Annotated in this window: 14 protein-coding genes; 5 read left to right on the top strand and 9 right to left on the bottom strand. The window is 32.8% G+C overall.

Annotated elements, in window-relative coordinates; all coding sequences use genetic code 11:
- Positions 1-433 precede the first annotated feature (433 nt).
- Entirely contained in the window at positions 434-1,045 is a 612-nt protein-coding gene (locus ACT3CE_RS14680) for a leucine-rich repeat domain-containing protein (RefSeq protein ID WP_444710522.1), read from the bottom strand.
- A gap of 582 nt (positions 1,046-1,627) precedes the next feature.
- On the opposite strand from ACT3CE_RS14680, the gene ACT3CE_RS14685 reads away from it, so the two are divergent.
- Positions 1,628-3,424: an ABC transporter ATP-binding protein gene (locus ACT3CE_RS14685; protein ID WP_444710523.1), complete on the top strand. Its 1,797-nt coding sequence runs from the start codon at positions 1,628-1,630 to the stop codon at positions 3,422-3,424.
- A gap of 245 nt (positions 3,425-3,669) precedes the next feature.
- On the top strand, positions 3,670-4,530 hold the full coding sequence (locus ACT3CE_RS14690; RefSeq protein ID WP_444710524.1) for a YkgJ family cysteine cluster protein: 861 nt from the start codon (positions 3,670-3,672) through the stop codon (positions 4,528-4,530).
- Positions 4,531-4,623: 93 nt separating this feature from the next.
- On the opposite strand, the gene ACT3CE_RS14695 is transcribed toward ACT3CE_RS14690, so the two are convergent.
- Positions 4,624-5,925 (bottom strand): M18 family aminopeptidase, encoded by a 1,302-nt coding sequence (locus ACT3CE_RS14695; RefSeq protein WP_444710525.1) that lies wholly within the window; start codon positions 5,923-5,925, stop codon positions 4,624-4,626.
- A 295-nt stretch (positions 5,926-6,220) separates the two neighbouring features.
- Here ACT3CE_RS14695 and ACT3CE_RS14700 point away from each other — a divergent pair, with 295 nt between their 5' ends.
- Positions 6,221-7,519, top strand: coding sequence for an exonuclease domain-containing protein (locus ACT3CE_RS14700; protein ID WP_444710526.1), 1,299 nt, complete (start codon positions 6,221-6,223; stop codon positions 7,517-7,519).
- Positions 7,520-7,707: 188 nt separating this feature from the next.
- Here ACT3CE_RS14700 and ACT3CE_RS14705 read toward each other — a convergent pair whose 3' ends face one another.
- Positions 7,708-7,941: a hypothetical protein gene (locus ACT3CE_RS14705; RefSeq protein ID WP_444710527.1), complete on the bottom strand. Its 234-nt coding sequence runs from the start codon at positions 7,939-7,941 to the stop codon at positions 7,708-7,710.
- 317 nt (positions 7,942-8,258) lie between these two features.
- Positions 8,259-8,462, bottom strand: coding sequence for a hypothetical protein (locus ACT3CE_RS14710; protein WP_444710528.1), 204 nt, complete (start codon positions 8,460-8,462; stop codon positions 8,259-8,261).
- A gap of 157 nt (positions 8,463-8,619) precedes the next feature.
- Here ACT3CE_RS14710 and ACT3CE_RS14715 point away from each other — a divergent pair, with 157 nt between their 5' ends.
- Together ACT3CE_RS14715 and ACT3CE_RS14720 are read left to right on the top strand one after the other, a co-directional pair.
- Positions 8,620-9,342 carry a hypothetical protein gene (locus ACT3CE_RS14715; RefSeq protein WP_444710529.1) on the top strand — a complete coding sequence of 241 codons (723 nt, stop codon included), beginning with the start codon at positions 8,620-8,622 and terminating at the stop codon, positions 9,340-9,342.
- 298 nt (positions 9,343-9,640) lie between these two features.
- A complete protein-coding gene (locus ACT3CE_RS14720; protein WP_444710530.1) occupies positions 9,641-11,866 on the top strand; it encodes an alpha-L-rhamnosidase-related protein in 2,226 nt (741 codons plus the stop codon).
- A 143-nt stretch (positions 11,867-12,009) separates the two neighbouring features.
- On the opposite strand, the gene ACT3CE_RS14725 is transcribed toward ACT3CE_RS14720, so the two are convergent.
- The 5 genes from ACT3CE_RS14725 to ACT3CE_RS14745 all read right to left on the bottom strand — a co-directional run bounded on the left by ACT3CE_RS14725 (position 12,010) and on the right by ACT3CE_RS14745 (position 18,645).
- Positions 12,010-12,390, bottom strand: a complete 381-nt coding sequence (locus ACT3CE_RS14725; protein ID WP_444710551.1) for an RICIN domain-containing protein — start codon at positions 12,388-12,390, stop codon at positions 12,010-12,012.
- A gap of 323 nt (positions 12,391-12,713) precedes the next feature.
- Positions 12,714-13,205 carry a hypothetical protein gene (locus tag ACT3CE_RS14730; protein WP_444710531.1) on the bottom strand — a complete coding sequence of 164 codons (492 nt, stop codon included), beginning with the start codon at positions 13,203-13,205 and terminating at the stop codon, positions 12,714-12,716.
- A 272-nt stretch (positions 13,206-13,477) separates the two neighbouring features.
- Complete coding sequence (gene ovoA, locus ACT3CE_RS14735; protein ID WP_444710532.1) at positions 13,478-15,613, bottom strand: 5-histidylcysteine sulfoxide synthase; 2,136 nt, start codon at positions 15,611-15,613, stop codon at positions 13,478-13,480.
- 161 nt (positions 15,614-15,774) lie between these two features.
- Positions 15,775-16,722 carry a LysR substrate-binding domain-containing protein gene (locus ACT3CE_RS14740; RefSeq protein WP_444710533.1) on the bottom strand — a complete coding sequence of 316 codons (948 nt, stop codon included), beginning with the start codon at positions 16,720-16,722 and terminating at the stop codon, positions 15,775-15,777.
- A 234-nt stretch (positions 16,723-16,956) separates the two neighbouring features.
- Complete coding sequence (locus ACT3CE_RS14745) at positions 16,957-18,645, bottom strand: hypothetical protein (protein ID WP_444710534.1); 1,689 nt, start codon at positions 18,643-18,645, stop codon at positions 16,957-16,959.
- Positions 18,646-19,195 lie beyond the last annotated feature (550 nt).

Here is a 19,195-nt window from a genome sequence, read left to right on the forward strand (position 1 = left end):
AGCCTGATATAAAATGATACAACACCCATATATTACAGTATTATAATTAAATCTGTAAACTATAATAATTGAAACTTGTAAATTGCCAGACCAATTTTAACTTATCCCTAGAATTTCTCTGTTACAAAACTTTTATATGCATACAGCAGGTAGGTTTGAAAAAGATGTTGACTAAAATTGTGGATCTGCTAAAAAGCTATGGGAAATTATAAATCCATAAAAAGGCTTGCTTACTACCTTCTCAAAAAAAAGATGTAAAATTCGTTATCGATCTTAGGATTCTATTGAATCTCGGGGTATAAATTTTATTGGAAAGATCCTAATAAAGATATTAATGAATAAAAAAATGAACAAAGCATGGCATAAAAAAGTTAAATCTTTTAATAATCAAACTATTAACCTCTTTAAAAACAACCTGAAATAGAAACTTTCTTTATAAGTACAAACCTTCAATTTCTGGTAAAGTATCGGGAGTATTTTCGAGATAATTTTCCATTAAATTCACTTCTATCTGTTTGTTTGCATCAAGTAGATGAAATGGAAATGTAATTATGCCATTATTTCTTAAATAGATATGCGTAATTGTTCTCGCATTTAATAGGTGATGCAAGCCTTTTACAATCTGGTTATTGGTAAAATCAATTACTTTTAATTTTGGACAAGAAATAAGATCTGCTGGTACTTTTGTAAAGTTATTATCTCCGAGGTATAATTTTTCCAGAGCAGCTAATTCATTTATACTATGAGGTAATGAGTTAATTTGGTTCTGACGGATATCCAAACATGTTAAACTCTTTAAATTAGAAATCTCATTAGGAATATAGTCTAATTTATTTTCTTGTAAATCTATAAATTTCAAATGCTCAAGCTTAAAGAGAGCTGAAGGCCATTTAAAATTCCTGCAAATTTTTGAAATGTTTAAATGCGTTACTTGATCAAATTCATTTAACTGATATCCTTTTACCAGCCAATTAACTTTCTTTACTTGCTTTATGCTTCGATCAAGCTGAGTATTTAACTCCTTTATTATATGCAGATCTCCCATTTACTATATATCCTATGTTTTATTTTGTTCCGATACAAAATAGCAAAAACTAAATACGTAGAACAAGCATAACTCACAAATATTATAATCACCTAATCTACAATCTATTTGCTACTCTTTTAAAGAGTATTAAGAAAATTAACATGCGAAAATTTTTCTATACTATCCAATGGTACAATAAAAGTATTTATGTTTTACTATTTTACCTACCGATTGAGGAAGTCAGTATTGAGCTTTAGTACAAACAGAAATAAAAACAAATAAGGTAAATTATCATATTTAACATTTATTAAACACAATGTAAATCTATAAATTTTATTACTTGTGTCCCATTAAAGTTGGAACATTATTAAAAATTAAACAAATTTGGCTCGTTAAGACTAAAGCGTTCTTTGTCATTTTAAAATTTAGTTCTCACAAATACGTCTCGAAGTATTGTAGATTCTTTTTGGCTCTTATAATATATAAAGCTCCTATTTGATAACAGTAATGACTAAAAGTGATTAATAACAAACCCTATAAAACATTATCCCAACTATTTTGTGTATTATTAAAATACATTACTAACTAGCGAAACAAAACATGGCACACGGCAACTCATCATATACCTCAAACGTTCCAAAGGGAAAAATAAATAAAACGGGCATTAGAAGTGCCTTACGACTTTACAAGTACATAAAACCTTACCGGGGCCAGTACTTTCTTGGTATTTTTTTCCTTTTTGGATCGAGTTTAGCAAGTCTGGCTTTTCCAAAACTTTTAGGAGATTTGGTAAACACAGGCAACAATACCACTCTAGGACAAACATTGAATCAAACTGCAATACTAATTGTGGCAGTCCTGATTATTCAGGCCACGTTCTCCTATTTCCGAATTGTTTTATTTGTGAATGTTACCGAAAAATCGCTTGCCGCACTACGACAAGCCAGTTATCGTCATTTAATTAAACTGCCTTTACAGTTTTTCGAAAGAAGAAGAGTTGGCGAATTAAACAGTAGAATTTCTTCTGATGTAATTCAACTTCAGGAAACCATGACAAGTACCCTCGCTGATTTTATTCGTCAGATTATTGTAATTACGGGTGGAATTATTCTTTTGGCAATTATATCCTTAAAGCTAACTGCATTTATGCTGATAACGCTACCTCCTACAATGATTGCCGCAAGATTTTTTGGCAGGTTTATTCGTAAATTTTCTAAGGATGTGCAAACAAAGCTAGCCGATTCGAATACCATTATCGAAGAAACCCTTCAGGGAATTCAGAGTGTAAAAGCCTTTACCAACGAACACCTGGAAATTACCCGATACAAAAAGAAAACTCTGGAAATTGCCGATTTAGGAATAACAAGGGGAAAATACCGGGGAGCCTTTAGCTCTTTTATTATTTTGGGATTATTTGGTGCCATTGCTGCCATGGTTTGGCAGGGATCGCACCTGTTACAAGCTGGAGAAATGGCTGCCGGCGACCTTTTTTCTTTTGTAATTTACTCTGTTTTTGTAGGCGGCACCATTAGCGGATTAGCAAATGTGTACACCAACATTCAAAAATTTATTGGCGCTACCGAGGATCTTTTTAAAATTTACGATGAAGAACCAGAAAATATTCAAAATATAGAAGACATTGACCCTAAATACAAAATGAATGGAGAAATCAAGATGCGAAATTTGAATTTCTCTTACCCTTCGAGAAAAGATCAATCTGTTCTAAAAAATATCAATTTAGAAATTAAGAGCAATAAAATGATTGCACTGGTTGGTAACAGCGGGGCCGGCAAAAGTACCATAGCCTCTCTCCTTTTAATGTTACACCGTCCACCAAAGAATAGTTTATTTTTTGATAATCTAGACAGTTATGAATATCCACTATCGGCTCTTCGAAGTCAAATTTCATTAGTTCCGCAAGATATTTTCTTATTTGGAGGCAGTATTGGTGAGAATATTGCCTACGGAAAACCCAATGCCAGCAGTAAAGAAATTTACGAAGCTGCTAAAAACGCCAATGCTTTAGAATTTATCGATCGCTTTCCTGAAAAATTTGAAACCATTGTTGGAGAACGCGGCACGCAGCTTTCTGGTGGTCAGCGACAGAGAATTGCTATTGCCCGTGCCATTTTAAAAGACCCTAAAATTCTGATACTCGACGAGGCTACTTCTTCGCTAGATTCAGAATCGGAAAAACTGGTACAGGAAGCCCTCGAAAAACTAATGAAAGGCAGAACCTCAATTGTAATTGCTCACCGCTTATCAACCATACGAAAAGCCGATGAAATTGTAGTACTGGAACAAGGTTCAGTTGTTGAACAAGGAACTCATGATAGTTTAATGCTAATTAACAATGGGAAGTATAATAAGTTAATTCAATTACAATATGCTGATTAAAATGGGTATTTATTTCAAAAGACATAAAAGATAGATCTTAAAAATTTTAAGCTAAATCGTATGATTGTAATTGTATTACTCTTTCTTTAAGGTGAAATATTTCTGTTTGCACTGATTTCTGGGAAAATATCAAGCATCGTTTTACGAATTTTGATAGCTTTGTGCTTTCAATTTCTGATTTAGCAAAAGAGCAACTTTCTAGCTTGCTATTGCAAATATATCATCTCAAAAATCAAGCAATTAAAATGCAAACAAACCTATTAAGCCTCCAGGATATATTACCTCTAACCTGCTCTCGAACCGGAAATTGCTGCTTCGGAAAAGTAATTTATCTAAATCCCTGGGAGTTGTTTCATCTTGCCAAAGAAAAAAAACAAACGCAAAGAGAATTTCGTGATTCTTATACCGATTTTGAAGGAATTCGTTTGAAGTTTGATGGCAAAATTGGCTATAAAGGACAACAAGCATGTTCTCAGTATGTAGATAATTTTGGGTGCGATGTGCATTTAGGACGCCCACTAGCCTGTCGTTTGTATCCTCTTGGCCGTCAACTACAAAGCAAACAAATTCATTACATGTATCAGGGGGCCGAATTTCCTTGTTTGGAACCTTGTCCGGAAGTAGTAGATTTAGAACAAATGCAGGTTGGAGAATATTTAAAAGGTCAGAAAACTGACTCTTTTGAAACGGCTCAGGATGCATATTTAGAAATGATGCAAAACGTAGCTGATTTGGCATTTGAGCTTCTACTCGATACGGACTTAGCTGCATTGGGCGATAAAAAAACACTGGCACAATGGAGAATAATTGGCAATGAGCTTCCCGAAATAGTAGTTAAAAGAATTAGCGAAGAATGGTTAGATTGTTTAATGATTCCGGATATTTCTGATGAAGATCCGATTGCATTTGTTAGCAAGCATAACAATTTAATACTAACCAAAGCACAGGAAAAATTCGGAAACATACAAAAGCCTCAGGAACTACACGAAGCTTCTGTTTTACTAATGGCTCTTGCACTGCATCTAGCCCGTGGTTTAGGTGCCAATCCTAAAGAATTATCTGAACTTTGGATTGATATAGCAAAAGATAACGGAGCCAAGGAATAATATTCATTTTTATACAGATTAGCATCTGATAGTAAAATAATACAAAAAAGGCAGCATAATCGTGCTGCCTTTCTATATCATATTTCCTAATTATTACAATCCAAAAAAGTAAGAAAATACTTTACGGATGTATACATTATCTTTAACGCCACCCATTTCGCGAACCGAGTGCATGGCAAACATTGGATTTCCTATATCAACGGTACGAATATCTACCTGTCCTGTTGAAACATTTCCAAGCGTACTACCTCCCACTAAATCGGAACGATTCACAAATTTTTGGTAAGGAACATCTGCATTTTTACAAAGTGTTTCGAATACGGTGCCTGAATCACCATCGGTAGTATATTTTTGGTTGGCGTGAATTTTTATAACTGGTCCTTTATTAATATACGGACGATTGGTAGGGTCGTGCTTATCTGCAACATTTGGATGAACAGCATGAGCCATATCTGCCGAAATCATAAACGAATTATAAATTGCCCGGTGAAGTGCCTCCATATCTTTACCCAACTTAAAAACAATGCGCTGCAGTAAGTGACGCAATACCGGAGAACCCGCTCCCTGCTTGGTTACAGATCCAACTTCTTCGTTATCGAAAATTGCCAATAATTGCGTTTTTTCACTTCCGCTATTGGCTAGCAAAGCTTTTAATCCTGCATGAGCCATTGCCAAATCGTCTAATTTAGGCGAAGAAATAAACTCTTCGTTTAAACCTAGAATGCACCCCTTCTCTACTTCGAACAAATTCACATCAAAATCGATAATCGACTCCACATCAACCTTAAGCTCTTCTGCCATTAATTTTACCAGACAATTGTCCTTTTCCATCTCATCAGTAATCATCGTCAATAATGGAAGCATGTCTTTTTGCTTGTTCAGAGCTACTCCATCGTTCACCGCTCTATTCATGTGAATTGCCAAATTCGGTATCAACATTAATGGGCGATCAATTTTTACATATAAATGTTCAGGATTTAAAGGATCGTTCGACTTTACAGCTACTCTTCCGGCAATTGATAGTGGACGATCCATCCAGGTATTCAAAATCGGTCCACCGTAAACCTCGGTATTTAGTTTTATATAATTTCCTTCTACTTCTATCTCAGGATTTGGCTTAATTTTAAAGCCCGGAGCATCGGAATGAGCACAAATCAATTGAAAACCTTCTTCTTCAATCTCTCCTGTTCCAATTTGGAAAGCAAAAAGTGCCGACCCATTTTTTGTGGTAAAATATTTTCCACCTTTAGCGATATTCCATTCTTCACGAAGATCTAACTCCTGAAATCCTGCTTCGTTTAATTCCTTACGGATATTATTTACTGCATGGTATGTGCTGGGACTTTGATGAATAAATTCGATCAATTCCTGTGCTTGTTGTTGTTCTAAGCTCATATTTTAGATATTGCTGTGAGATGCAATACATAGAACTATTTGACAGCTTCCCCTTTAATCAGGTAAAGCACATTAAATAGCCCTGATATAAATCTCACTATGTTTAAATATTTTTATGTAATAAGAAGCTCAAATTTACATTATTTTTAAGAACTAGGCTTAACTTATAAGATATTAACATGCTTCCATTCGCACTTATTCTATAATTAATCATTCATAACTCATAATTCTTGTCAAAATTTATTCAATAGTATTATATTTGTTACCAAACCTAAAAAACTAAGTATTCTATCCCATGACAAACGATCCTATTCTGGAACTCTACAAACATCAATTTGCTATTATTTCATTAGAAACAACTGGTATTTCGCCGCAGCATGGCGATCATTTGGTAGAATTAGCCATTCAGACCGTTAACTGGAACGGAGAATTACTAGACAGTTATGAAACCTTAATTCATCCGGGAATGGATGTAGAAGGCTTCCAAATTCATGGAATTACCGATGCAATGGTAAAAAATGCGCCTTCTGTTTCTGAAATTGTTCCTGATATTTTATCCCGATTAAATGGAAAAACGATTGTTGCTCACGATTTAGATTTTACACTCCGTTTTCTGCAACCTATTCTCAATGGAAATATTCCAAAACTACAAGGCATTTGTACTTTAAAACTATTTAATCTGGTAGCTCCTGATTCTGGTCTTCGCCGATTAAAACAACTTTGTACTTATTATGATATTGATTTTGCTGTTAATCATACTGCCAAATCAGATTCTTTAGCTACCGCCAAGCTTTTCTCTATTCTAAAAAATCTGTATGCTCAACAATTCGAAATTGAAAAATTTGTCGAAGAATTTCTTCATGTTTCTACTATTGAAAATTGTCCCAAAGAGCGCAACATTTTTATAAAGCGTAAGGAGGCAAAAAACATTGCCAACATTCAAAAAACCAAGCTATACGATTTACTAAACAGGCTTACTTCTAATGCTGGAGATTCTGTCCCTGTTCGCCAGTATTTAAATGTTTTGGACCGAGCTTTGGCCGATCGAATTCTAGAAGAAAAAGAAATTATTTCGCTGGTAGATTTAGCAAACAATTACAAGCTTTCGAAAGAACAGGTAATGGAAATTCATGAAGAATATTTGCGCAAATTAATTCGTATTTACCTATTAGATGAAATTCTTACCAATGCCGAAATGGATGACTTGCATTTGGTAGCCGATTTACTTTGCATTCTTCCAAAAGAACTGGATTTACTAATTAAATATGAGCGAACAAAAATTCCAATAACCACTCCTGGCATTCAAAAACAATTGAAATCATTAACAGGTAAAAGTGTTTGTTTCTCTGGACATTTAAACTGTAAAATTAATGGCAAACGTATCGATCGTGAACTGGCTCAGCAATTGGTTAAAGAACGTGGTTTAATTGTAAAACGTGTGGTTTCTAAAAATGTTAATTACCTGATTACGGCCCATGCAGATCAATTCTCGGGAAAAGGTCGAAAAAACCGTAAAGCCATGGAATATCATGTAAATGTGATTGATGAAAATATCTTTTGGGAGATGATTGGAGTAGTTGTGGATAAAGAATAATTGAAAATAATTAATTTATATTTCCAATACGATAGCAATATACCAGATGAAATGTATCTTATTACTGATATTTCCTGGTATCATTAAATTATTATGTCAATAAATTTGCAATTATTTTTCCAGTAATTTAATTCTGTCAGAATCTTCTAATACTCTTATTCACTTTATCCATTAAACAAAAAAGACTCTTAACTCGAAAATTCCAATTCGTAATACTTAATTGAAATCGAAGCTTCCTGTAAAGCCGAACTAGCAAAAACCAGCGGATACATATCTTCAAAATACCAGAGAGAGGTAAAGTACAAACCTATTGGAGTTGCTTTAATTTCTGATAAATCTGATGGTAGGTTTTTCTCTAACCAGTTAATTCTTTTTAGAGCTCCCTGCAATTGCTTGTTGGTAATTAATGCGCGAACTGCCAAAGAGATTTCCTCAATTGTCGAAATAAGGGAAGTATTTCCACCCCATCAACCATCCTTATTTTGAGACTTCAAAAGAAATTGAATCGCCTCACCTTTTACTTTATTTAAACCCAATAGATTGACTGATTTAAAGTTATATAAAGCATACAAAACAATTTCAGAAAGAAAGATTTTTCTGCCTTATGCCTATATACTTTTTAGCCTATCAGATTTTTGCCAAAAAGGGAAAAGGCATTAAACAATCTTCTTTATTATTAAGAAATTAGCACTAAAGCAAAAAATACAATAGGTGTACTATGCACCACAAGTCCTTTCAGCTAGGTTGCAAAAAAATCAACCAGATTCATTCCAATGAAGAATGATAAAATTTCCGGATTTTTATGCAAACTCCTGCATTTTTTCTTCTGACTACTGCAGAACAAGTAGCCTGGTGATGTAAATAATAAACTGGCAATTGGCACCTCTATTACTTCCATAAATCCACCTCTTTTGAATAGCATCTGATTCAACCATTTTTTCACTTTTGGTAGAATTAACCCCAAACAAGAACAGGAACACTTTTAACTCCTTTAATTACGCTTTAAAATAGCCTTTGTAATCATGTTATTCATTAATAATATTATCCTGTGAAATAAAAAGCTTAAATTAAAGTTTTAAACATTTTTAAATTACATTTTTATGAGAAGTTTATTTCTGAATATTATAATCGTTTCATCTCTAATTATTATGGGATGTCAATCGAAATCGACACAAAAAAAAGATACTAACAAGCCTGTATCTGAAACTAATAATATTAATCAAATTACAGTTGTAGAGCTAATTGAAGGCAGCACTTACTCCTATATTAACGGCACTAATGGTACTGAAAACATTTGGGTAGCCATTAGAAAAGCTCCTGTAGAAATAGGTAAAACTTACTATTATAGTGGAGAACTAGCCATGAAAGATTTTTACAGCAAAGAGTTGGATAAAACCTTCCCACTAATATATTTTCTTAACGGATTAAGCGACAAGGCAGAAATAGCCAAACCCAGTGTGCATATAGGAAAAATGAAAAAACAAGCCCAAAAGAAACTGGAAGTTAACATTCCTTTAGAAGATGGTATACTTAGTATTGCCGAACTTTTCGAAAACAAAAACAAATATGCGAATACTCAAGTAATTGTTAAAGGTAAAGTCGCAAAGTTTAATTCAAACATTATGGGTAAAAATTGGATCCATTTACAAGATGGTAGCGAATATGAGGGATATTTCGATTTGGTAATTACATCGCAAGAAACTGTAAGTGTGGGAGAAGTTGTTACTTTCGAAGGAAAAATAGCAATAAACAAAGATTTTGGAGCCGGCTATACCTACGAAGTAATTTTAGAAAATGCAAGCTCTAAAAAAATAAGACCATAAAATTTATTGTTATATAATATATTTTTCATAACTTTATAATACTTAATTACTACATACAACATTATCATATTTTTAGGGAGCGGCGTGAGCCGCTTCTTTCTTTATAATCTCTAAACAATACATACAGTCGAATAATAATTTTTCTATTCAAAGAAAATCTATAAAACACATTTTAAATACTCTATTTTTTCGCATTATCTGGCATTAAATAAAAATTCAATATTTATTCTATTTACACAAATTACTTTTTATTCTTAATTGAATTGTTAATTTTAAACGATACTACAATTTAATTTTTATGAAGAAAAGCCCTATTCATAACGCAATTTTACTTTTTTGTATGCTTTTGGCATTCACAAATTGCGACCCTAATAATCAGACTTTATACCAATCGAAAAAATTTACTGTGCTATCTAACCGAATAGAACAGGATAATTTTGTAGCTAAAGCTAGTAGTGAAAAAAAAATAGAATCGAACTACTCTTTAGCAAACGAATCGGAGAATATGGTTTGGGAACTAAAAAAGAACTTAAGTGAACTGCCAAAATATGAATCAAGTTCGGTTCTACTAACTGCCCTTTATAATTTAAGTCTGGAAGAGATAGAAAATAATATTAAGGCAGATACAACTATTATTGGTAGTAAAAATACCAATAATATAACAACCCGAGACATATCTTACGCCAGCATATTATCATTATCAATTACCCATCCTAAAGTTGCAATTAAAAACCTGATAAAAAAGGTTAAGCAGGGAAAAATTATACAAGATGAAGGAACCGGTGGATCGTGGCCCATAAGTTCAGACAGAATGATATGGTCTGTTGCAGCCTGGGAATTATACTTGAGTACTGGCGATATTGACTGGCTAAAAAAATCTTATTTTATTATTAAAAATACTACCGAGGACGATTTAAACGTTATCTGGGATTACCGAAAACGCCTTTTTAAAGGAGAAGCCAGTTATTTAAACCAACAAGAACAATTTTATCCAAAGTGGATGGAACCCAAAGATATTTACGAATCATACTCTCTAAACATTCAAATCATACATTTTCAAAGTCTACAAGTATTAATTCAGATGGGAAAATTACTTGGGAAAGACATCCAAAAATATGAGGACATTTGTTCGGCTCTGCAAAAAAGTATAAACAATAAATTTTGGTTGAAAGACAAAAATTATTTTGCTCAATTTATATACAATGAAAACCATTTAATTTTATCAGAAAAATCGGAAAGCTTAGGAGAATCTCTAGCCATATTATGGGACATAAGCACAACAGAACGACAAAATTTAATTGCAAACAATACACCTGTTGGTGAATTTGGAATTCCATGTTTTTCTCCACAAAATCCGGATACAGAAGCGTATTACAACAAAGCCATTTGGCCTTTTGTACAGGCCTTTTGGAATAGAGCTTTAGCAAAAACAGGAAATATGAATGCTCTTACCTGGGGATTAGCTAGTATGATGCGGCCAACAGCTTTATTTCTTACCAATAAAGAGAATTTATTATTAAAAAATGGAGATTTTAAGCAGACACAAAACAATACTGATGCAAATTTAAAAAGCTCTTGCGGATTACTCTCCAATTATTTTAGAGTATTACTTGGATTAAATTATACGAAAGACCAACTGGAATTCCACCCTGCTGTACCACGTAAATTTAAGGGAAGACAAAAACTTAGTGGCCTTAAATATCGAAATACGATACTCGACATAGAAGTACTTGGTTTTGGCAATCAAATTGCCTCTTACTCGCTAGATGGCGTGCAATACAAAACTGCAATTGTGCCCAAAGATATGGAAGGTTATCACCAAATAACAATCCGATTAAATAATCATGAAGGCCCAAAAATTCCGTTTAAACTTAAAAAAGAAAGCATTGCTCCCGAAACTCCGGTTTTATCCTATCATAAGAATCAGATAAAATGGAATTCAATTAAAAATGCTACTCATTATCAGATTTTTAAAAACGATGAACTTCTATTAAAAACCTCTGACACTAATATGTCGGAAGTTACTTATAAGGAACCCGTAGAATACAGAATAAGGGCAATTGACAGTCTTGGCACCTTTTCCAGTTACAGTAAAGCTTTGCGCTTATACGAATCGAAATATGAAAGATACCTGGAGGCCGAAGATTTTTTGGAAAGTAGAAAATTTAATTATGCCGAATTTTCAGATAAAGACAATAGAATCTACTATTTTCAGATAAGAGCACCAAGAATTGGAAATTACAACATCAGTTTTCTGTATGCAAATGGCAATGGTCCTATCGATGCAGGCAATAAATGCATTTCACGAAGTTTATGGCTAAACAGTAGTTATCTTGGAAGCATTGTTTTCCCTCAGCGAGGAGAAAACAATTGGAACGATTATGGCTTTTCAAATAGCTTTAACGTAGATTTAAAAAAAGGCAATAACTATTTTAAAATTAGCCTCGAAGACTTTAATCGGAACATGAATAAAGAAATCAGCCCTTTTCGTATTGATAAGATTAGGTTGATAAGAAAAGAGTAAGTACTCAAATATCCTTAATTTACGGGATTAATAGCAAATCTAATCTACAAAACACTTATTGCCTCATTGCTGAATAAGATGCTGGAATATCGCTTATAATCCCATCAACACCCATGTTTATAATCTTACGTGAAATGGCTTCATTATCCATTAGTTTGCAATGTGATTTTAATATTATCCATATTTGTTCCTGCAGGTGCAATCGCTCTACCTTTAGGCTGAGGCAGCCCATTAGCTATAGCCTCATTTGTTCGTGCATTTATTAGTACCCATTCCATCCAGTGCCCCTGATGATCGCCCCAAATATGAATATTACTACCATTGGCATAGCTGCGAGAAGCAAGACAAAACACTTTACCATTTCTACTATATATTTTAAAATTACCTGAAGGTGTAGACACCAGCTTGAATGATTGTGCTGCTCCACCGTTCGCATTCCAGAGTTGAATATTTGTACCATTATTACTTTTATTTCCCGACACATCAAGCCTTGCACCATAACGTCTACCAAATGAAGGTACTATATAATAATACTAACCAGGATTCTTTTTGTCTTTGTAAAAATAAAACTTCCGGTCGCCTCTATTTTCTTTTGTATATACCTGATTATTTTGTCCTTGTCTGTATTTTGGATTAACTCCCGGAACATCCCAAAACCCCAACTTACTAACCGTGCTATAAGCTCCGGCAGCCTTTATATACCTCTACTCCTGCTATTGGATCAAATTGAGCAGATGATGTCTTGGCAAAGAAAACTGTGCTTACAAATATTATACTAAAAATGATTCTTAAATTACATCTCACAACTATGTTAAATTTTATATCTTACAACAATTCTGCAAAAAAACTAAGATAGATCTATAATTCCATCATATTTTTTTTGCTGATTGTACAGAGTTAATCCCATTAGTTTCCACTCAATTATTGCATTTACCGAGTATTTAAACTCTTTATTATTATTAATACTATATACATTTATAGCGACTGGTATCCAATCTGTTCCGCTAATAAAACCCGAAGTATACGGAGATGCACTAATGGGAATATTATAATTGTTTTGTGCAATATTTCCATATTTTACCCTCAAGTGTCTTTTCGAAATTATATTTGCCTCTAATTCTATCTCCACAAAAGAAACTACATGTTCTTCCAAACTATTCTCGGAAACAAATGTACAGGTTTTAAGATCATTAGAGTCGGTTCTTTTACGGTAGTTATCCTGAGCCGATTGTCCCAAAAACGACAACAAACCAAAAACAAAAATAACGGCGGCAAACACACCTACTCTTTCTCTTAGCAATTTTATTGCCTTTAGGCAAATCACTAAAAAATAAATCACAAGTCCCAAATTTAAGAGACTCCAAATTAAGTATATCATGGTAAATTTAATTGTTAAGAATTTTGTTTATGTTTTATTAAGTTTTTTAAAGCTACCAATCTCACATTAAATCTCCAAAACTTATACTTATTTAATAAAAGAATAAAGTAAGCTTAACATAATAAATTCATTGTTTTGTGAAATAATAGTAAACATAAAACACACGCTTAAAACACCTAAAAAAAAGACAGCAGATTTATATCTACTGTCCTGTTTATTTTCATTTTTGCAAATTATTTTTTTCGCCAAATTGTCATTTGTGATATGGTATGTTGATATTTACGCGATGTTTCCCGAATTACAAATGGAATATCTTTAGGCTCATCAATCAATTCAAATTTATCTTTCAAAACCTCTTTTAATCCATCCAGGGTAGTATATGGTTCACCATCTTTTCTATAGGCTCCTATCCATTTGTCGAAATCGGTAAATTCTTCTAACCAGGTATATGGCGAAGTAATTACAAGAATTCCTTTGGGGTTTATTCTGTTCGAAATATCATTCAAAAACTTTAATGGATCGTAAAGGCGATCGATTAAATTCCCTGCAAAAACCAAATCGTAAGCAGTATATATCGGCTTTAAATTACATGCATCGGCCTGATGAAACAACACTCTTTGGCGTGCATCATCCAAATCAAAATCACTTAATCGTATTTCCTGATAACTGCATAACTTTCCTTCCTCTTTACGGATATATTTCAGCTTACCAGCCTCTTTAAGCTGAGTGCCAATACGAATAAATCGAGCCGAAAAATCGAGACCTGTTACTTGTTTAAAATAGTTAGCTAATTCGAAAGTTGTGCGACCTGTTGCACATCCCAAATCCAAAGCATTTTCCTTTTTTACATGAGCCAAATGTTTATCTAAAAGGCGCAAACAATGCTTCGAATAATTTTCAACATCAAAATATTTTTTTCCATACTGAAATTCACAATATTGCGAAATTAAATCGTCGGTTTCATAGTAATCTGTCTCAATTACAAGCTCTTCCTCCGATTCGATATACCGAAAACCTGCATGCTGAAAAAAATGTCTGCGAAAAGCATAACGAGAATCACGAATGGCTAAATTTCCTGTAGAAATCCACGATCCACCTTTAATAAGGTTATGCTTAGAATCGAAGGTTGGTGTTGAAAAGTCATCGTAAAACGGATGAACCTCAAAACCATCTAAACCAGAAATTGGCACCTCTGTCCATTGCCATACATTACCAACTATATCGTAAAATTCGCCAAACTTAAATTTATTAACCGGGCAAGATGATGCAAAATGCTCAAGATTAATATTTCCGGGAGCGGTTTTCCAGTCTGGCTGATTTTGAATATGCAAAGAATCGTGCAGCAAATAATATTCTGCTTCGCTTGGCATTCGTATTTTCTTACCAGTCTTTGCCGATTTCCAGTTACAAAATGCTTTTGCCTCTAAATAGTTTACTTCGGCAGGCCAATTCCAGGGCATATCAATTATCTCTGTCATATTTCGGAACTTCCACCCTCCTTCTATTTTATTCCAAAATAAAGGATGCTCACATTTTTTATACTGTAGCCAATTCCATCCTTCCTCGGTCCACCATTCGCGGGTTTTGTATCCAGCATCATCAATAAAAGTTTTAAATTCCTGATTAGAAACCAAATATTTGGAAGCTTTAAACGATTTTATATCAGCAATATATTCACCAAACTCATTATCCCAACCATAAAGAGCATTATCACGAGTTTTACCAATCTTCACTCTCCCCGATTGTACATTTATTAATTCATTTTCGGGAGAACTTCCCCATTGCTTACAAGTCTTAAAAAGTGGATTTTCTTTTACCAAATTGATGGGCAGCTGACGAATAAGCACCGAAGATGTTTCGATATGAATTCGCTGATGCTCGATTCCCATTAGAATCACCCAAAACTGACTGTCCCAGTTAACAGGCAAATGAATTGGAAGAGTCTTAATTAAATTTTCTATTAAAAGTTTTACCTTATCTCTATAACTTTTAATTTGCTCTACAGATGGCCAATCGTAATGTTTATCGTTTAAATCATCCCACGACATTTCATCAACACCTATGGCAAACATCGATTCGAACTTTGGATTAATTCGTTCATTAATAATACCTGCAAGAATTAGCTTATTCACGTAAAAAGTAGCCGTATGTCCAAAATAAAATACCAGCGGATGCCTCAAAGGATCAGCTCTGTGTAAAAATGCTTCCTGTCCTTTTAAACAATCATACAATTGTTCATCAAGCTCCCAACTGGCAATAAAATAATTAAGTATTTCGCTTCTTTTATCTTCGGGTAAACCTTGATTTAATATTGGAGTTTTTGTCACTAGTAAATCTTGGTGACTTTTTATTTCTATCAGATTCTTCATAAAATTTGGCTTTAATTTTAGCGCCTTTTCATTAGTTATGAAGTTACTAATTATTCTTACTCATTCAAATCATTTTTAAAAATGTGCTACAATATATTTTTAAAAATAAAACCTCTTTATCATTCAATTAATCTAAATGCTTTACTTTACAAATTCAATTATTATTTTTCTACAAAATTGGTTTTAACCACCTCTTTATTCTCTTTATTCAACATTTGTTTTGGAATACAACTTTTAATGGTTTCCAAAACCGAATCCAGCAAATTTCTTCTTACTTCGCTCTTTAAATTAATCAAGCTAACTTCTCTTACCCGCTCTTTTCCTTCTATTTCCTTTAGCAAATCTTCCTGATCGGCAGGAATTGTTAGGGTAGCCAACTCGGGAACAAAAGTAATTCCTCCTTTGTATTCTACTATTCTTCTCAAAGCATCGATATTATTACTCTCATAAATTAGCGATCCTTTCTGTTGTAATTCAATGGCACAAATATTCGTAACCTGATCCATAAAACAATTTCCCTCTTTTAACATCCAAACATCATTATAATCCATCTTTTCAATCTCTACCTTATCGAATTTATAAAGGCTATGTTTATCAGAGACATACAAAAAGAAACGTTCATAAAAAATTGGCTGTATTTCGATATTACTTTTTGATTCGATTGGTGTTGAAATAATTCCGCCATGAAACATTCCACTTTTCACTCCACGTAAAATATCTTCGGTAATGGCTTCTACTATTCTCAAATTAATTTTTGGATAACGCTTGTTTAACTCATCGACAAACAAGGGAACCAGAAATGGCGATAAAGTCGGAATTATGCCCAAACAAAGATCTCCCTGCACTTCTTCCGAAAGCTGAAAAGCAAAATCTTCGAGATGTTTCGATTCGGTAAGCAATGATTGTGCTTTCTGCAAAAATAAAATTCCATTTGTAGTTGGTTCGACCTGTTTTCTACTGCGATCGAATAATTTTATATCCAACTCTTCTTCTAATGCCTGTATTTGCAAACTCACAGCAGGTTGCGATACCCCCATAAATTTAGCTACGCGGCCATAACTGCCCAAATCACCCAAAGCAACAGCATATTCAAGTTGTTTTAATGTCATTTTATTAGTATTTTTTATGAATTATCTAAAGTAATTAATTTAATTTATATATAAACATCATTACGTACCAATTCCAATTAAATTCTAAACAGTTTTCATTTACTCTTTTTTATATCTTTTAGAAAATTAAAATACCTTAAATAAACATCAGAATATAAAATTCATTAGTCCTTATTTAAAATAAAAAAAGCCTGCAAAATGCAAGCTTTCGTATTAAGTTTTTAATCTTATTTCTTACTTATAAAAAATATTTAGTTTTATTTTCTCAGCTACTTTGTCCACATCTAATTTCACCAATTCCTTAACACTTGGCGGATTACTGCTTAAAGAAGCTTTAAGTTCAGCCTCTGTTTTTAAACTTCGTGTCGGGTTAGATAAATTTCCTGGGTTTGCCATACCATCACCTGCATAAACCTCTCTAACTATGCGATCAGTTTTACTATATTTTTTATAAATTACACCAACTCGAACTGGATTCTCTGCATCGCGAGCATCCCAAATTTCTAATGCATAAGTAGCTATAGCTGTAGCCGATTCAACTGTTGTAGAAACTTTACCAGAATATTTAAGTAAAGTCTGACCTCCATCTTCTTTTGCAATCGCAATTATAGCTTTCGTAGTTTTATAAGTACTCTCGCTAATTTTTTTAGTTTCAATTTTACCAGTAGATGCATTTTTCTTTTTCACGTAATATGAATGCACATCCTTCATAGAACTTGTCGGTCCCGATTTGCTATATTCAATACTCTCAGGCTCTCCAATTTTAACAACTACAAAACCATACCCTAAAACTTTTTTAGCTTCGGCATAATTATCAGTATTATTCATATCAATATTGGCAGCATCTTTAATTGAAGAAGGAGTAATAAAATAATTTGGTAATTTTTGTTTTAACCCATAAGCAAATGCTGATGGAGAAAGTAAATTTCCATTTTTATCCACCACTAAAACATTAACTTTAGAACGATCTCTTGCTATCTTTGCTCTGGCAGTAGCATCTTTATAATCCTTTACCCATTTGTTAGCATTTTCGAATATTTCTGCAGCTTTACTCTGAGCTGAAAATGATTTCTCTTTCTCTTTTTCAACAGCCATATCATAAACAATACCAGCACCTTTCTCGCAAACTTCGTCTCTTTTTGCTACACATCCGTTAAAATCGCTAATCCATTTGTTTGCAGTAGCAAAATAACCGGTTGCTGCTGATAAATCTTTTATCTTATCGGAAGCAGAAAGTCTTATTGCTTCATCATAATACAAACCAGCTACTTTCTCATCTATATCTTTATAGGAATCAGTTACTTTTTTAGTACTGGTAAATAAGGATACTGCTTTTTTCTTCTCTTCAAAAGTTTTCCCTTCGCTAAGCAAGCGCATTGCCTCTTCATAATATACTTTACCTTTTTCTTCTTTTACTTTTTCAGCATAAGTTTCTTTATAATTAAGAGCATATTTTTCTACTTTCGAAAAATGTGTAAATGCTTTTTTACGCTTTATAAAATTATCACTTTCATTAACAATTTTTATTCCCGCATCGAAATGTGCTTGTGCTGCTTTAGTTTTAGCCTCAACTTTTAAAGGCCCATAATCTTTCACCTTTAAGTCGATACTTTCATCTTTATAAACAATTTTACCATTAGGGAATTTAGCCAAAATATTATTTAACTTAATCCACGAATTGATATTACTAGCTACACCATCGTAACCAAACTCTGTGCTTGTTGCTTTGCTCTCAATTTTTTCGATAGCTTGTAATGCCTCAGCATACGACTTATTAAACTTTTTAAAATTTCCCTTCTTAACTTTCTTTTTTAACCTACTCGCATACTTAATAGCATCTCTCACACTATATTGAGCATTAGTTTGTTGCGTAAGACACAAGATTACAAAGAATAGCAATAGTGTAGTAATTTTTCTTTTCATTTTGTTAGGATTAAATTTTGCACATAAAGTGCCGGGTTTTATAATAATTGATTTTTTCAAATTTTATCTTAATACTATAATTACTCAGCTCAAATCTTCTCCTAAACAAATACCTAAAATATAACAACAGCTCTTATTCAACCTAAGTATTTCAAAAATAAAAATACTTTGCATAAGCTCAAACACATATATAATCTTAATTGATAATATCAACATCAAATACATCTTATAATTAGTCATTAATACAATAAAACTGATTATTCCATAAAAATTATTAACTATACATCAAAATAAAAATAATTTAACTAAATACTATATATAGATAATTAAATAACTACAATAAAAAATAGAACTCCATTTATATTATCTCCCCTCACTCACATAAAATCCCATATACTAAACAGTAATAAAAATTTACACCCATATCGTTTAAATTACAATTATTCTTATTTATAGCGACAATAAAACTTTATATTTTTGGAAACAAAAATCATTACAAACAGATAGTTTGCAAGATTAAAATCTTTTGTATTATTGTTTATAATATTTA

Origin of the sequence: Marinifilum sp. RC60d5 (assembly GCF_052400665.1) — a bacterium.
In the GTDB taxonomy this organism is placed as follows: Bacteria; Bacteroidota; Bacteroidia; order Bacteroidales; family Marinifilaceae; genus JBQTGK01.

Bases quoted from the DNA above. Each gene is read 5' to 3' on its own strand.
- ACT3CE_RS14680 (WP_444710522.1), bottom strand. From the start codon at position 1,045: ATGGGAGATCTGCATATAATAAAGGAGTTAAATACTCAGCTTGATCGA.
- ACT3CE_RS14685 (WP_444710523.1), top strand. From the start codon at position 1,628: ATGGCACACGGCAACTCATCATATACCTCAAACGTTCCAAAGGGAAAA.
- ACT3CE_RS14690 (WP_444710524.1), top strand. From the start codon at position 3,670: ATGCAAACAAACCTATTAAGCCTCCAGGATATATTACCTCTAACCTGC.
- ACT3CE_RS14695 (WP_444710525.1), bottom strand. From the start codon at position 5,925: ATGAGCTTAGAACAACAACAAGCACAGGAATTGATCGAATTTATTCAT.
- ACT3CE_RS14700 (WP_444710526.1), top strand. From the start codon at position 6,221: ATGACAAACGATCCTATTCTGGAACTCTACAAACATCAATTTGCTATT.
- ACT3CE_RS14715 (WP_444710529.1), top strand. From the start codon at position 8,620: ATGAGAAGTTTATTTCTGAATATTATAATCGTTTCATCTCTAATTATT.
- ACT3CE_RS14720 (WP_444710530.1), top strand. From the start codon at position 9,641: ATGAAGAAAAGCCCTATTCATAACGCAATTTTACTTTTTTGTATGCTT.
- ovoA (WP_444710532.1), bottom strand. From the start codon at position 15,613: ATGAAGAATCTGATAGAAATAAAAAGTCACCAAGATTTACTAGTGACA.
- ACT3CE_RS14740 (WP_444710533.1), bottom strand. From the start codon at position 16,722: ATGACATTAAAACAACTTGAATATGCTGTTGCTTTGGGTGATTTGGGC.
- ACT3CE_RS14745 (WP_444710534.1), bottom strand. From the start codon at position 18,645: ATGAAAAGAAAAATTACTACACTATTGCTATTCTTTGTAATCTTGTGT.